This is a genomic window from Effusibacillus sp. SKA8, from assembly GCF_058273125.1.
In genome coordinates, this window is record NZ_JBZCSF010000008.1 from 1 (window position 1) to 15,304 (window position 15,304).

Genomic DNA, 15,304 nt, shown 5'->3' on the forward strand with positions numbered 1-15,304 from the left:
GCAAGGCAGAACTCCCGGTTGCGGGAGTGCTCCCAAGAATCCCACGGCTTCAGCCGTGCGGAGTGTCAAATTCTGTTAAGAGGCGTTCGAGGAAGTAAGGAGGCAATTCCGTTGCAGCTCAGTTTGTTACTTGCTCCGATATTGTTGAAAAAAGTCGCCGGTTCTGTCGAGTCCATCGAGATCTCTCACATTACCGCCGATTCCCGGCAAGTGCGTCCGGGTTCCCTGTTTGTCGCGCTCAGGGGGCACACGGTGGACGGGCACGATTTTGCAGGCAAGGCGGTCGAGCAAGGAGCAGCAGCGGTTGTGGCGGAAAGGCTGATTGAGAATCTTCCGGTGCCGCAGATTTTGGTTCGCAATACGAGGGATGTCACCCCGATTCTCGCGTCCGTGTTTTACCGGCATCCGTCCAAGTCGATGAAAGTGATCGGCGTGACCGGCACCAACGGCAAAACGACCGTCACCCATTTGATCGATAAAATTTTGACGGATCAAGGCCGTTTGACGGGATTGATCGGAACGATCAAGAAACGGATCGGGACCCGGGAATTCGATGTTGCCAATACGACCCCCGAAGCGATCGAACTACAGGAAACCTTGCATCAAATGTTGCAGATCGGAACCGAATATGCGGTCATGGAGGTTTCTTCCCACGCGCTGGAATTAAAACGTGTGGCCGGAACCGAATTCCGGACGGCCGTTTTTACGAACCTGACGCAGGATCATCTCGATTTTCACGGTTCGATGGAAGCGTACCGCAACGCAAAAGGCAAATTTTTTGCGCGGCTCGGCAATACATATGAGGATAAGCGGGAAGAGAACCGGTTCGCGGTGATAAACGCGGATGACCCGGCGGCCGATTTTCTCATCGGGCAGACGGTTGCGGAGGTCGTCACTTACGGGATTGACCGACCGGCGGATGTGCGGGCGGTCGCCGTGCGCATTGAGGCGGAGGGAGCTTCTTTTGTTCTGGAAAGTTTCGCCGGCTCGGCCGAGATCCATCTGCAAATGACGGGCAAGTTCTCGGTTTACAACGCATTGGCCGCCTCCGCCGCGTGCCTTTGCGAAGGGGTGCCGTTAGCCGCGATCAAAGCTTCCCTCGAGTCGGTTCCCGGCGTGGACGGACGGTTTGAACGGGTCCGCGCGGGGCAGCCCTTTACGGTGATTGTCGACTACGCGCATACGCCCGATTCGCTGGAAAACGTTCTGCAAACCATCCGGGAATTCGCAAAAGGGAAAGTCTATACCGTTGTCGGATGCGGCGGCGACCGGGACCGTACAAAACGGCCGAAAATGGCGAGAATCGCCGCGGATTACAGCGATGTGGCGGTGATTACATCCGACAACCCGCGGACGGAAGACCCGGAACGGATTCTTGACGACATGGAACAGGGGCTTGCCGGCGTTGAACCCGTCCGGTATGTCCGGCTGACAGACCGGACGGAGGCGATCAGGTACGCCATCGGTCAAGCCCAAGCGGGCGATGTGGTGCTGATTGCGGGAAAAGGACACGAAACCTATCAAATCATCGGAAAGACGAAGCATCACTACGATGACCGCGAAGTAGCCGCCAAGGCGATCCGAGGTGAACTATGATCCGAGTGACGATGAGCCGATTGGTTGAAATGGCGGAAGGGGAACTATTGGCAGGCGACCCTTCCGCCGGGATACACGGAGTCGGGACAGACACCCGGGCGGATTTGTCCGGGCGTCTGTTTGTGCCTTTAATCGGGGAGCGCTTTGACGCTCACGAATTTCTGTTGCAAGCCGTCGCGCAAGGGGCCGCTGCGGCGTTGTGGCAAAAAAACCGGCCGCTGCCGGCCGGGCTTGCCGCCGGGTTTCCGGTGATCGGGGTGGACGACACGTTGGTCGCCTTGCAAAAGCTTGCCAAGTCTTATCGCCGTACCCTGCCTGCCACTGTGATCGGGGTGACGGGCAGCAACGGCAAAACTTCGACGAAAGATTTGATCGCGTCCGTTTTGGCGGAACGGTTTAAAGTGCAAAAGACGCAGGGGAATTTGAACAATCATATCGGATTGCCGCTGATGGTGCTGGCGCTTGCCGAGGATACCGACGTTGCCGTGCTTGAAATGGGGATGAGCGGATTGGGGGAGATCGCTTTGCTGGCGGACATCGCGGCGCCTGAAATCGGTGTGATCACCAACATTGGAGAGGCGCACATCGAATTTTTGGGGTCGCGGGCCCGGATTGCTGACGCCAAATTCGAACTGATCGAATCCCTCCCCAAATCGGGCCTGGCGCTTTTGTACGGCGACGAACCCCTGCTTCGCGCGCTGCAGACAAAGATTCCCTGCCAAGTGCAATGGTTCGGTTTTTCGGAGACGAATGACATCCGGGCGGTTGGGATCCGCACCCTCGGCCTGGCAGGAACCGCATTTCGGCTCGCGGGAGAGGACTTCGAATACAAAATCTCCATTCCTGGCGCCCATCAAGTCGGCAATGCTTTGGCCGCAATCGGCGTTGCGCGGCATCTTAAGATGAATACCGGTGCGATTGCGGCCGGGTTGGCAAAAGCCGCCCTGTCGGCGATGCGTATGGAAGTCAAAGCGCGGCCGGCGGGGGGATATGTGGTGAACGACGCATACAACGCGAGCCCGACTTCGGTGAAGGCGGCGCTTCGCATGTTGTCCGAAGCTCCGGATGCGGATTTTAAAGTGGCCGTTCTTGGGGATATGCTGGAATTGGGGACCGTTTCCCAAGACATGCACCATGAAGTTGGACAACTGGCGGCCCGGTTGCGGATCGACCTGCTGGTCGCCGTTGGCCAACACGCGGCGGACATTGCGGCAGGCGCACGCGCTTGCGGCATGGAGGAAGGACAAATTGTCATCGCCGGGTCGAAACGGGAAGCCATCGAATGCGTCAATCGTCGGATCGGCTCAAAGCGGCATCCGGTGATACTGGTCAAAGCATCGCGGGGAATGAAGATGGAAGAAGTTGTGTCAGGGCTGTTGGCGTAAGGAGGACCATGAATGGAATTGCAGGCATTGTTTTGGACAGCAGGCGTGGCTTTTTTGATCGCCGTTATGCTCGGCCCTCTGTTGATTCCGGTGTTGCGGAGATTGAAATTCGGGCAGTCGATCCGCGCCGAGGGGCCGCAAGGGCATCAGAAGAAGGCGGGAACCCCGACGATGGGCGGAACGATTTTTCTGGTCGCACTGACGATAACCGCCATCCAGTTTTCGGACAGGTCCGGCGAGCTGTGGATGATGCTGTTTGTCACGCTGGGGTTCGGGCTGGTCGGTTTTGTCGATGATTACATCAAAGTCGTCATGAAGCGAAACTTGGGCCTTCGCGCCAGGCAAAAGCTGCTTGGCCAGTTTCTCGTGGCGGCCGTGTTCTTTGCGGTTCTGTATTTCCGGGGATTTGACTTTTCGCTTTCGGTTCCGTTTACGGATATCAAATGGCAGCTTGGCATTTTTTATGCCGTTTTTCTACTGGTGATGCTGATCGGCGCCACCAATGCGGTCAATTTGACGGACGGGCTTGACGGGTTGGCGGCGGGGACGGCCGCCATCGCGTTCGGAACCTACGCGGGCATTGCCGCGATCTGGGCCAGCCGGTTCGACGTCGCGATTTTCTGCGCGGCGATGGTGGGCGCTTTGCTTGGGTTTCTCGTGTTCAACGCCCACCCGGCCAAAGTGTTTATGGGCGATACCGGATCGCTCGCTTTGGGCGGGGGATTGGCGGCAGCGGCGATTTTGACCAAAACGGAGCTGCTGCTGGTTCTGATCGGGTTTGTCTTTGTCGCCGAAACATTGTCCGTGCTGATTCAGGTTTTCTCCTTTCAAACCTTTGGCAAACGAGTCTTTAAGATGAGTCCGATCCACCATCATTTCGAATTGTCCGGTTGGTCGGAATGGCGCGTCGTCGTTACGTTCTGGGCGGCGGGTCTGGTCTGCTCAATGGCCGCGCTGTCCGTGTACCTGAAATAATATTTTTTTGTTGGGAGCTTTTCTTTTCGGAGGTGCGCATGGTGGATTACCGCGGAAAAAATGTGCTGGTGCTTGGCCTCGCCCGCAGCGGCGCAGCCGTTGCTCGTTTATTGGCCCGACATGGGGCACGGGTTGTCGTGAACGACCAAAAGGAGCGCGGCTCCTTCGGGAATGTGCCGGAAGAATTGGAACGGCTCGGCATTGAAGTGGTGTGCGGGGGCCATCCGGAGGGGATTGTCTCGCGGGAATTGGATCTGATCGTCAAGAATCCCGGCATTCCCTATTCCGCTCCTCCCGTCCGGCAGGCTGCGGCGCTTGGGATTCCGGTTGTGACCGAAGTGGAGATTGCGTACCGGTTTTGCAAAGCGCCGATGATCGGAATCACCGGCTCCAATGGCAAGACGACGACAACAAGCCTGACCGGCGAAATTTTGCGGGCGGCCAACCTCCGTCCCGTTGTGGCCGGCAATATCGGAACCGCTCTGTCCGACATCGCGGAAGAGGTCCAGCCGGATCAATGGCTCGTCGCCGAACTCTCCTCCTTCCAACTGATGGGGACTGTTTCTTTCCGGCCGCGGATCGGTGCGCTGTTGAACGTTTACAAGGCGCATCTTGACTATCACGGCACGATGGAGGAATACATTGCGGCAAAAAGCCGTCTTTTCCGCAATATGACAGAGGAAGACACCGCCGTCTTGAACGCCGATCAGCCGGTTGTAATGGAACTGGCGTCTTCGATCCGCGGGCGGATTTTTCCTTTCAGCTTGAAGCAGGGTCTGGCGGAGGGCGTTTTTGTCAATGCTGGAAGCATCCGCGTCCGTGCAAACGGACAGGACGTCCAAGTGTGCGAATTGAAGGACATCCCCTTAAAAGGAACTCACAATCTGGAAAATGTGCTGGCGGCGACAGCCATTGCCCATTCGGCCGGTGCGTCTCCCGCAGCGATCCGGCAGGCGATCCTCGGGTTTAAAGGGGTGGAGCATCGCCTGGAATATGTGGCCGAAGTCAACGGAGTCACCTATTATAACGACTCCAAAGCGACTAACGCGGAAGCGGCCACGCGGGCGATCACATCGTTTGCGAATCCGGTGGTGCTGATTGCGGGGGGGCTCGACCGCGGAACCGATTTTGCGGAATTGATCCCCGTTTTCGCAAAGCATGTGAAGGCGATTGTCACTTTGGGGCAGGCTGCCGACAAATTGGCGGCAGCCGCGGAGAAAGCGGGCATCAAGGAACGCCGCCGCGCCGGTTCGATCGAAGAGGCCGTTATGATGGCGGCGACTCTCGCGGAGGCGGGCGATTCGGTCCTGTTGTCGCCCGCCTGCGCCAGCTGGGATATGTACAGTTCGTTTGAGGAAAGGGGACGTATTTTTAAAAACGCCGTGCATACAATGTAGCGATTGGACGAGACCGAATACCGAGGGGGATCCCAGTTGACGGCGCACGATCGCAAAAATCCGGACTTGATCATCGTTGTTACGGTACTGCTGCTGCTTGGCATCGGCGTGGTGATTGTGTACAGCGCGAGCGCGATTTTGTCCCAACAGCGGTTTGGGGACAGCTTTTATTTTGCCAAGCGCCAGTTGTTGTGGGCGTTGGCGGGACTTGGCATGATGTTTTTCATGATGAATTTCGAATACACCCGCTTAAAAAAATGGGCCAAGGTGATCATGCTGGTCTGTTTTTTCCTGCTGCTCCTCGTTCTTACGCCGCTGGGAGTGGAACGAAACGGATCGCAAGCGTGGCTTGGGATCGGATCCTTCGGCATTCAGCCGTCCGAAGCGGCAAAGCTCGGGCTGGTCATTTTCTTCGCCTGGTATCTGGAAAGACACCAGGACCGCATCCATGTGTTCAAACAAGGCCTGCTGCCGCCGTTGGGATTGATGGTTTTGGCGCTGGGGCTGATCATGCTCGAACCCGACCTCGGGCAAAGCACAGTTATCGCCGGGACGACGGTTATTTTGATTTTTGCGGCGGGTGCGAGGGTCAGGCATTTGCTGGGCCTGGCGTCGTTGGCGATTCCGGCCTTTGCCGCGCTGGTGATGGTTGCTCCCTACCGGCTGAAGCGGATTTTTGCGTTTCTCGACCCCTGGAAATACGAATTGGATGCCGGCTACCAAATCATTCAATCGCTGTACGCTTTGGGACCCGGCGGACTGATGGGACTGGGGCTCGGGCGTTCCCGTCAGAAATTTTTGTATCTGCCGGAGCCGCAGACGGATTTCGTGTTTTGCATATTGGCGGAGGAACTTGGCTTTATCGGGGGGGCCACGGTGCTGATCCTGTTCCTGCTGCTTCTCTGGCGGGGAGTTCGAACCGCGATTACGGCCAAAGACACCTTTGGCAGTCTCCTGGCGATCGGAATCACCGCGATGATCGCCGTGCAGGTCATCATTAACATCGGTGTGGTCACGGGTTCGATGCCGGTGACGGGCATTACCCTGCCCTTTATCAGTTACGGCGGGTCTTCCTTGCTTCTGACTTTGACCGGGATCGGAATTCTCTTGAACATTTCGCGCTACTCGAGATAGAATTTTTCGTGGGATTCATTTATCGGTCCCCATCGAAGCGCCCGGAATGGCTGCCGGGCTTTGCGTTGCTTCGATGGGTGAAAGTGGGTGTGTTTTCGAGTGAAAATTGTTGTGACAGGCGGGGGGACAGGCGGACACATCTATCCCGCCCTTGCCATTGCCAGATATTTCTCCGATGCGGAACAGGCGGAAATCCTTTACATTGGAACCGAGCGGGGCCTGGAAAGCGACATTGTCCCCCGTTCGGGTTTTGCTTTTCGGACGATTGAAGTGAGCGGTCTCAAACGGAACGTGTCGCCGGATACGGTCAAAACGTTTGTACGGCTTGCAAAAGGACTGATGCAATCCCGCAAAATCTTAAAAGAGTTTCGTCCGGACGTTGTCATCGGGTGCGGCGGTTATGTCGTGGCCCCGGTTGTCTTCATGGCGAAGACATTGGGAATTCCCGCTTATATCCACGAAATGGATGTGCTGCCGGGGCTGACCAACCGTTCCTTGAGCCGTTTCGCGGACAGAATCGGCGTTTCGTTTGAAGGCGCGGTGAAGTATTTTTCGCATGTCAAGGACAAGGTGGTCGTTGCCGGGAATCCGCGGGCGAGCGAAGTGAGCAAAGTGACGCCGGATGAAATTGACAAGCTGAAGCAGGAATTGGGGCTCGATTTGGAGAAACAAACGGTCGTGGTCGTATCCGGCTCGCGCGGAGCCAAGCCGATCAACGATGCCGCGACCGGGATGCTGGATTCGGTTGCAAAGCAGAACCGCTTTCAACTGGTTTATATAACGGGACAGATCCATTACGACGAGGTGGCCCGCCAACTTAAGGAAAGAGGGTTCGGGCCGCAGACGGGCATTTTTGTGCAGCCGTTTGTGTATAACATGCCTCCCCTGCTGGCCGGGGCGGATTTGATCGTGTCCCGGGCGGGCGCCACCACCATCGCGGAAGCTACCGCTTTGGGCGTACCCGGGATTTACATCCCTTCCCCCTATGTCACGAACAACCACCAGGAGTACAATGCCAGATGGCTGGCGGACGCCGGTGCCGGCATCATGATCCGGGAATCGGATCTGACTTCCGATCGGCTCTATCGGACCATCGTTTCCCTGCTGGAATCCCCGTCCAGGCTGCAGGAGATGAAGCGGCGGAGCCGGTCCCTCGGAATTCCGGAAGCTCTGTCGAATATTCACCGGACGGTTTTGGAACTGGTAAAATAGTGGCATTGTTTTTCACCGCCCCCAATTGCCGGGGTATTTTTTCATTCTTCGCTTTTTGGGGCGAGTTTTGGGCGTTTGTCACACATTGACGAGGCCGGCATAGTATAGGGTACGTAGGCGCTGAACAAACGACCGGACTGACGGAGGTACGATATGGGCATCCAACATCTGCAAGCCGTTTTTCGCGGACTCGACGTAGGAAATGTCGCCTTCAACGAGCCGCTGTCAAAACACACCACGTGGAAAATCGGCGGCCCTGCGGACGTGTTTGTCGTTCCCGCCAAGGTGGAGCAACTCCAGCTTCTGGTAAAAACCTGTGCCAAACATCAAATCCCCTGGTTTGTGATCGGCAGAGGATCCAACCTTCTGGTAAGGGATGGCGGGATTCGCGGGGTTGTCGTAAAGCTCGCAGACAATTTTGCGGACATATCGGTTACGGAAAACCGGTTGACCGCACAAGCGGGGCATTCCTATGTTTCAGCGGCCAAAACTGCGATTCGCAACGGTTTGCAAGGGCTCGAATTTGCGACCGGCATTCCCGGTACCGTGGGCGGGGCCGTCATGATGAATGCCGGAGCGCACGGCGGCGAAACAAAAGACGTTCTCCTCAGCGCCGACATCGTGGAAGAAGACGGTTCCACCCGGACCCTGCAAAATCGGGAGCTGCAGTTTGCCTACCGGTACAGCATCCTGAAAGATCGGCCCTGGATTGTCGTTCGGGCAACTTTTCAGTTGCAGCCGGGAAATCCGGAGGAAATGCTGGAAAAAGTCCGGGCCTGGACCAAACGCCGGCAAACCACGCAACCTTTGCAACTGCCAAACTGCGGCTCCGTTTTCCGCAATCCGGAGGGAACCCATGCCGGTTCCCTGATTGAACGGGCTGGCCTGAAAGGAACCCGAATCGGAGGGGCGCAGATTTCCGACCTGCACGCCAACTTTATCGTCAACGTCGGTCAGGCGAAAGCGTCCGACGTGCTGGCTTTAATCGAACTGGTGCAGACGACAATCCGCGAACGAAACGGCATTACTCTCATCCCTGAAGTGCGAATCGTAGGAGAGGATTGACAGCAGGAACTACATCAGGGGGTGACGTGGTGGAACGACTTGCCATTGAGGGGGGGCAACCGCTCAAAGGTATTGTTCGCGTGCATGGCGCAAAAAACGCGGCCCTGCCGATACTTGCCGCCAGCGTGCTGGCAAAGGGCGAAAGCGTGATTCATGACATTCCGCAATTGCAAGACATACGGGTGATGGAAGACATCCTCAGCAGCCTGGGAGCCCGCGTTACAAGAAGCGGTTCGACCATTGCGGTCGACCCGGTTCCGATTCATTCGACGCATGTGCCGGATGAACTGATGCGGCAGATGAGATCGTCCATTTTTTTGATGGGACCTCTGTTGTCCCGTTTTGGCGCCGTGCGTGTCTCGAAACCGGGCGGCTGCTCGATCGGCTCCCGGCCGATCGATTTGCATATCAAAGGTCTGGCGGCCATGGGGGCCGACATTCGCGAAAGCCACGGTTTTCTTTACTGTCAGGCCAAACGCTTGAAAGGCGCTTCGATCTATCTGGACATTCCGAGCGTGGGCGCCACCGAGAACATCTTGATGGCGGCGTCCCTCGCCGAGGGAATCACCATGATCGGCAACGCGGCCCGCGAGCCGGAAATTGTCGATTTGGCCAATTTTCTAAACAAAATGGGAGCGAAAATTTCCGGTGCGGGCGAAGCCACGATTTACGTGGAAGGCGTTCGGGAACTGACTCCCGTTGAACATACGATCATCCCGGACCGGATTGTGACAGGCACGCTGCTGGTGGCCGCCGCCGTCACGAAGGGGCACGTTCGGCTTGAGAACGTTGCGCCGGCTCACTTGGGAGTCGTCATTAACAAACTGCGGGAAACCGGAGTTGAAATCGAAGTGGATCGTGATATAATGACTGTAAAATCAAGCAAACCGCTATCCGCTGTCGATAGAATTCAGACCTCCTACTATCCCGGTTTTCCCACCGATCTGCAAGCTCCGTTCATGGCGTTGCTGACGGTCGCTTCGGGCACCTCGATCATCTCGGAATCGGTGTTTGAAGAACGGTTCAAGCATGTCAGCGAGCTTTGCAGAATGGGTGCCCGAATCAAGGTGGATTTTCGAACCGCTTTTATCGAAGGGATACCCGAACTGACTGCGGCCAACGTGGAAGCGACCGATTTGCGTGCCGGCGCCGCGCTGGTCATAGCGGGGCTGGCTGCCAAGGGAACCACAGTGGTTGAGAATACCCATCATATCGATCGCGGATATGAACGGATAGAGAATGTTCTGGGGGCGCTTGGCGCCCGCATTGTTCGAATCCATGACTAAGGACAAAAGGCGGCATATGCTTCGGATATGCCGCTCTGTTTTTGGGGGCATCACATGGTACCGGAACGGAAACGAAAGCCTGGTTGGAAAGCGTTGTTGCTGTTGCTGATTTTTTTTGTCGGCGTTGCGGTTGCCGTCTTCTTTACTTCTCCTCTGTCGAAGGTTCGCTCCGTTGAAGTTGTCGGCAACAGCCAAGTGCCCGCCGACGAAATCCGCGGGCAAAGCGGTGTGCAGACCGGCATGAATTTTTGGCAGGTCAAGCCTGCCGAGGTGCGGCAAAAGCTGATCAATCGGTTTCCGCTGCTCGCCAAAGCGGATGTGGAAGTGAATTTTCCCGGACAAGTCGTTATCGCCGTCGCCGAGAAACCCGTGTCTGCCATCCTGGTTCACAAAGGCGGCACCTACTACCGGTTGTTAAGCGACGCGACCGTTTTTGACACCGTAAAAAATCCCGGCGAGACGGAATTGCCTTTGCTTGTGACGGAACGTGCGTTCCCCGTGGAAATCGGGAAGAGAATTCCCGATCCCGACATCCAGAAGTTTTGCGAACAGCTTGTAAAAACGGACCGTGCTTTGCTCGACCATGTCTATAATTTTGAGATCAAAAAAGGGAACTTGTGGTCCGCGCAGACCAAAGAAGGGCATGAAATCCGGTTTCCGCCGAAGGAAATCGATGTCGCGACGACCCTGACAGTATACGCCAAATTTTGGAAATCGCAATTGGAAAAAGAGAACAAACCTCCCGGCATTATCAATATTTACGGGCCGGATGAAGCGTGGTACGACAAACGGTCCGGTCAGGAAACCAAGAAGGAGTGAGTGCGTTGGCTTCCGCAAAGACCCGCCTGATGCTTACGTTGACGGTCATTTCCGTGACATTGGGGTTTATGATGGCGGTTCAGTACAAAAATACGCAGAAAATCAACGACGAATTCGGATGGAACTCTTCGAACAAGGACGTGCAGCAGGCCAACGAGAAACTGGCCGCCATCCAAAAAGAAAACAAGGAATTGGAAAACCAGCTCAACGAACTGAACAAACAGGTGGTGGCCCTGGAACAAGAGGCGACGAAATACGATACGTCCGACATCCAGAATCTGTTGGGAAAATCGCGGATCCTGGCGGGGACAACCCCTGTCAGGGGGCCTGGAATCGTGCTGATCATCGATGACAGCAAAAAAGGGTCGAAATCCGCCAACCCGATCACCCACGATACGGACATCATGCGGCTGGTCAACGAGATTTTTCTGTCGGGGGCGGAAGCCGTCAGCATTAACGGAGAGCGTGTCGCCTCTTCGTCCGGAATCCTTTGCGTCGGCCCAACCGTGCGCGTCAACGACCGTTTGCTCACCGCCCCGTACAAAATCGAAGCCATCGGCGACCCGACCACTTTGATCAACGGGTTGACTTTCCCGGGCGGGATGCTGGATCTGTTGAAAGGGCGTTCGCTGCAGATCCAGGGGCCGAAGGAAGTGGCGACGATCAAAATGAAAGGGTATTCGGGCGATCCGTACAAGTTGACTTCAAACTATACCGTAAGATAAGGACAAAATTAGAACATACATGAAACGAGCTTTTCCACAAGCCGGAGGAGAAGGAGGTTCCGGAATGGGCAACCGGTCAGCCAGCAAATTCAAATGGAGTCTGTTCGGAGTCAGCGTCTTGCTTGGGGCGATGCTGACCATTCAGATCACATCCGGCAAGAACAAAGACGCCGCCTTCAATGCGGATATCATCACGGTCAAAAGCTCCTTGGCTTACGAAATCAAGCACCAGGAACAATTAAAAGCGCAAATTTACAAGATGCAAAGCAAAATTCAGGAATACAAGGATTCCTCCGGCAATCAGCAGCGCGTTCTTGAGAACATGAAAGAGGAATTGGACAGGGCCAAGATCGAAGCGGGTCTGACGCCGGTGGAGGGCAACGGCATCAAGATCGTGATCCGGGAAAGCCCGGCATTTTCCCTGATGGGGCCCGGCCCGAAAGATCCTCATCCCGACAAATACCATATTTGGGATTATGAACTGGTGTATTTGATCAACATTTTGCAGTCAAACGGAGCACAAGCGATTTCTTTTAACGGGCAACGGATTGTCACGACCACCGGAATTCGGGAAGTCGGCGTCAGTATGGATATGGAACGGCAGATGGTGATTCCCGGTTTTATGCAGGTCAATTTCAACCCGGTCACCATGCCTTATGAAATTTCCGCAATCGGCGATATCGAAAAGATGAAAGGGGCCATCTCCACCTATATCGGAAAGGACTTTTTCATCGCGAAAGGAAAAGAACTGGTCATCACCGAATTTAAGGACGGAAACAAACTGAGATTGCCCGCTTATCCGGGCCCCCCAAGTTTCCGGTTCGCGACGGAAGACAAGGCGGAAGGAGCAGCCAAACCATGATCTGGATACCAATCGTCGGACTCGCTTTGGGAATTGCGCTTGGGTTGATTTTTAACATCGACATTCCCGCGCAGTACAGCAGCTACATGTCGATCGCGATTCTTGCTGCGCTGGACACGGTGTTTGGCGGAATTCGCGCAAGTTTGGAACGGCATTTTGACAGCGGTGTTTTTATTACGGGTTTCTTTTCGAACACCCTGATGGCGGCGCTGCTCGCCTATATCGGGGCGGAGCTTGGGGTGGACCTCTATCTGGCGGCCGTGTTTGCGTTTGGTGTAAGGCTGTTCAACAATATCGCGACGATTCGTCGGCTGCTCCTGCAGCGGGGAAAGACTACCGGCGCGAAGAATCTTTGACGCCTTTTGGCAGCCGGATATTTCGATATGTTTTTTGTAAGAAAGTTTGATAGAAAAAGAGGGATTCAACTTATCGCGTTGAATCTTATTAGAGACAGGGTTGTTTTTGACGTTAGGGAGGTGCCACCGCTTGACTAAAGGCGAAATCATCGTCAGCCTGGATATAGGAACATCCAAAATACGCGCCATCATCGGGGAATACAACGGATCGACCCTGAACATCATCGGTGTCGGGGCTGCTGACGGTGAAGGGATACGCAAAGGTTCTATTGTCGATATAGATAAAACGGTTCAGTCGATTCGCGAAGCGGTTGAACATGCGGAACATATGGTGGGCATTCAAATTGAGGCGGCTTTTATCGGGGTAACCGGCAATCATATCGCCCTGCAGCCCAGCCATGGCGTTGTTGCCGTCTCCTCTCCCGACAGGGAAATTGGCGACGAAGATGTCGAACGGGTTCTGCAGGCGGCCAAAGTGATCGCGCTTCCGCCCGAACGGGAGATTATCGGCATCGTTCCCAAGCAATATATCGTGGACGGCCTTGATGAGATCAACGATCCCCGCGGCATGATCGGAGTTCGCCTCGAAGTGGAAGGCTTGATTGTGACCGGTTCCCGCACGATCATTTCCAACCTCCTGCGGTGTGTCGAGAGGGCGGGCGTGCGAAATGCGGGACTTGTCCTGATGCCGCTGGCGGCAAGTTCAATCGCTCTTTCCAACGACGAAAAGAAACTCGGCGTGGTACTGGTGGACATGGGTGCCGGGCAAACCACCGTCTCCGTATTCGAGAACGGGGTTTTATCCGCTTTGACCGTTTTGCCGGTCGGCGGCGACCATGTGACCAACGATATTGCGATCGGTTTGCGGACGCAAACGGAAGTGGCGGAATCGGTCAAACTGCGTTTCGGGCACGCGACGGTTGCCGGTTCCTCGCAAGAACTCACTTTTAAAGTCCCCCGGATTGGCAGCAACATGGACAAAGAATTTACCCAGACGGATCTGGCGAGCATTATCGAGCCCCGCATGCAGGAGATTTTTCTGATGGTTCGGAGAGAGGTCGAGCGCTTGGGATACGTGAAAGAGATTCCCAGTGGGTACGTCCTTTCCGGTGGCGTCGCCTGCATGCCTGGTGTTGGCAAACTCGCCGAATACGAATTGAACGCGCCGGTGCGGGTCGCGATTCCCGACCAGTTGGGAGTGCGGGACGCGTCTTTCGTCAACGGTGTCGGAATCATCCAATACGCGATACGCAACTACATGCGCCGGTCACATTCCGCGCATACCGCCGCTGTACACCGCAAATCGGGCGGCTTTATCGAACGGGTCAAAAGCTGGTTCAGCGATTATGTGTAACAAATTTGCGGAAAGTCGCCAAACGGTTATGATGATCGAGGAGGAAACTGTATGCTGGAATTTGATCTTGACATAGACACTCTCGCCCGGATCAAGGTGATCGGGTGCGGCGGCGGCGGCTGCAATGCGGTCAATCGAATGATCGAAGCTGGGATCAAGGGAGTTGAGTTCATCACAGTCAATACGGACGCGCAGGCGTTGCAGTTGTCGAAAGCGCACCAGCGTCTGCAGATCGGGGAAAAATTGACACGCGGCTTGGGTGCGGGCGCCAACCCCGAAATCGGCAAAAAAGCGGCGGAAGAAAGCCGCGAACAGATCACGAACGCGCTGCGCGGGGCGGACATGGTGTTTGTGACCGCCGGGATGGGCGGTGGCACGGGAACCGGCGCGGCCCCCGTCGTTGCCGAAATCGCCAAGGAACTCGGCGCGCTGACGGTCGGCGTCATCACCAAACCATTTACGTTTGAAGGACGCCGACGCATGACCCAGGCGGAGCAGGGGATCGCCAACCTGAAAGAAAAAGTGGACACGCTGATCGTCATCCCCAACGACCGCCTGCTGGAAATCGTCGATAAAAACACCCCGATGCTGGAAGCGTTCCGTGAAGCGGACAATGTGCTGCTGCAGGGCGTTTCCGGGATTTCCGACCTGATTGCGGTTCCGGGTCTGATCAACGTGGATTTCGCGGACGTCAAGACGATCATGACCGAGCGCGGTTCCGCGTTGATGGGGATCGGTACGGCGAGCGGAGAGAACCGGGCGACCGAGGCGGCCAAGAGAGCGATTTGCTCTCCGCTTCTGGAAACCTCGATCGACGGGGCGCGCGGTGTCCTGATGCACATCGCGGGAGGCGCCGACCTGTCCCTGTTTGAAGTCAACGAAGCGGCGGAAATCGTCTCGGCGGCGGCCGATCCGGAAGTGAACATGATCTTTGGCGCGGTAATCAACGAGAATCTGACGGACGAAATCGTCGTGACCGTGATCGCCACGGGATTTGAACACAAGGAGCGCCCGGCTGCGGCAAGGCCGGTCAGCAAGGTCGACATCCGCCCTTTCCACAACGCGGGAGCTTCTCTGGACAGCTTAGACGTACCTGCGTTCCTGCGCCGCAACAACGACAAATAAGCGGGTCAAAACG

The 15,304-nt window shown here is 55.9% G+C and carries 14 protein-coding genes; all 14 read left to right on the forward strand.

Going from position 1 to position 15,304, the window contains the following annotated elements:
- Window positions 1-111: 111 nt before the first annotated feature.
- The 14 genes from AC4ED1_RS08080 (at window position 112) to ftsZ (ending at window position 15,291) form a co-directional block, all read left to right on the forward strand.
- The gene (locus tag AC4ED1_RS08080; protein ID WP_490937452.1) at window positions 112-1,596 is read left to right on the forward strand and encodes a UDP-N-acetylmuramoyl-L-alanyl-D-glutamate--2,6-diaminopimelate ligase; all 1,485 of its coding nucleotides are present in this window, start codon (window positions 112-114) and stop codon (window positions 1,594-1,596) included.
- On the forward strand, window positions 1,593-2,981 hold the full coding sequence (locus AC4ED1_RS08085) for a UDP-N-acetylmuramoyl-tripeptide--D-alanyl-D-alanine ligase (protein ID WP_490937453.1): 1,389 nt from the start codon (window positions 1,593-1,595) through the stop codon (window positions 2,979-2,981). Before AC4ED1_RS08080 ends, AC4ED1_RS08085 begins: the two co-directional genes overlap by 4 nt.
- Before the next feature lie 12 nt (window positions 2,982-2,993).
- On the forward strand, window positions 2,994-3,956 hold the full coding sequence (gene mraY / locus AC4ED1_RS08090) for a phospho-N-acetylmuramoyl-pentapeptide-transferase (protein ID WP_490937454.1): 963 nt from the start codon (window positions 2,994-2,996) through the stop codon (window positions 3,954-3,956).
- Window positions 3,957-3,994: 38 nt separating this feature from the next.
- Window positions 3,995-5,353: a UDP-N-acetylmuramoyl-L-alanine--D-glutamate ligase gene (murD, locus tag AC4ED1_RS08095; RefSeq protein ID WP_490937455.1), complete on the forward strand. Its 1,359-nt coding sequence runs from the start codon at window positions 3,995-3,997 to the stop codon at window positions 5,351-5,353.
- Between the two features lie 36 nt (window positions 5,354-5,389).
- Window positions 5,390-6,487: a stage V sporulation protein E gene (spoVE, locus tag AC4ED1_RS08100; protein ID WP_490937456.1), complete on the forward strand. Its 1,098-nt coding sequence runs from the start codon at window positions 5,390-5,392 to the stop codon at window positions 6,485-6,487.
- Between the two features lie 99 nt (window positions 6,488-6,586).
- Window positions 6,587-7,699, forward strand: a complete 1,113-nt coding sequence (gene murG, locus AC4ED1_RS08105) for an undecaprenyldiphospho-muramoylpentapeptide beta-N-acetylglucosaminyltransferase (protein ID WP_490937457.1) — start codon at window positions 6,587-6,589, stop codon at window positions 7,697-7,699.
- A gap of 153 nt (window positions 7,700-7,852) precedes the next feature.
- Window positions 7,853-8,764, forward strand: coding sequence for a UDP-N-acetylmuramate dehydrogenase (gene murB / locus AC4ED1_RS08110; protein ID WP_490937458.1), 912 nt, complete (start codon window positions 7,853-7,855; stop codon window positions 8,762-8,764).
- Window positions 8,765-8,793: 29 nt separating this feature from the next.
- Complete coding sequence (gene murA, locus AC4ED1_RS08115) at window positions 8,794-10,050, forward strand: UDP-N-acetylglucosamine 1-carboxyvinyltransferase (protein WP_490937459.1); 1,257 nt, start codon at window positions 8,794-8,796, stop codon at window positions 10,048-10,050.
- Between the two features lie 54 nt (window positions 10,051-10,104).
- Entirely contained in the window at window positions 10,105-10,869 is a 765-nt protein-coding gene (locus tag AC4ED1_RS08120) for a cell division protein FtsQ/DivIB (RefSeq protein WP_490937460.1), read from the forward strand.
- A gap of 5 nt (window positions 10,870-10,874) precedes the next feature.
- On the forward strand, window positions 10,875-11,594 hold the full coding sequence (locus AC4ED1_RS08125; RefSeq protein ID WP_490937461.1) for a DUF881 domain-containing protein: 720 nt from the start codon (window positions 10,875-10,877) through the stop codon (window positions 11,592-11,594).
- A 64-nt stretch (window positions 11,595-11,658) separates the two neighbouring features.
- Window positions 11,659-12,456 carry a DUF881 domain-containing protein gene (locus tag AC4ED1_RS08130; RefSeq protein WP_490937462.1) on the forward strand — a complete coding sequence of 266 codons (798 nt, stop codon included), beginning with the start codon at window positions 11,659-11,661 and terminating at the stop codon, window positions 12,454-12,456.
- Complete coding sequence (locus AC4ED1_RS08135) at window positions 12,453-12,812, forward strand: small basic family protein (protein ID WP_490937463.1); 360 nt, start codon at window positions 12,453-12,455, stop codon at window positions 12,810-12,812. Before AC4ED1_RS08130 ends, AC4ED1_RS08135 begins: the two co-directional genes overlap by 4 nt.
- 130 nt (window positions 12,813-12,942) lie before the next feature.
- Window positions 12,943-14,166, forward strand: a complete 1,224-nt coding sequence (ftsA, locus tag AC4ED1_RS08140) for a cell division protein FtsA (RefSeq protein WP_490937464.1) — start codon at window positions 12,943-12,945, stop codon at window positions 14,164-14,166.
- A gap of 51 nt (window positions 14,167-14,217) precedes the next feature.
- The gene (gene ftsZ / locus AC4ED1_RS08145) at window positions 14,218-15,291 is read left to right on the forward strand and encodes a cell division protein FtsZ (protein WP_490937465.1); all 1,074 of its coding nucleotides are present in this window, start codon (window positions 14,218-14,220) and stop codon (window positions 15,289-15,291) included.
- Window positions 15,292-15,304 lie beyond the last annotated feature (13 nt).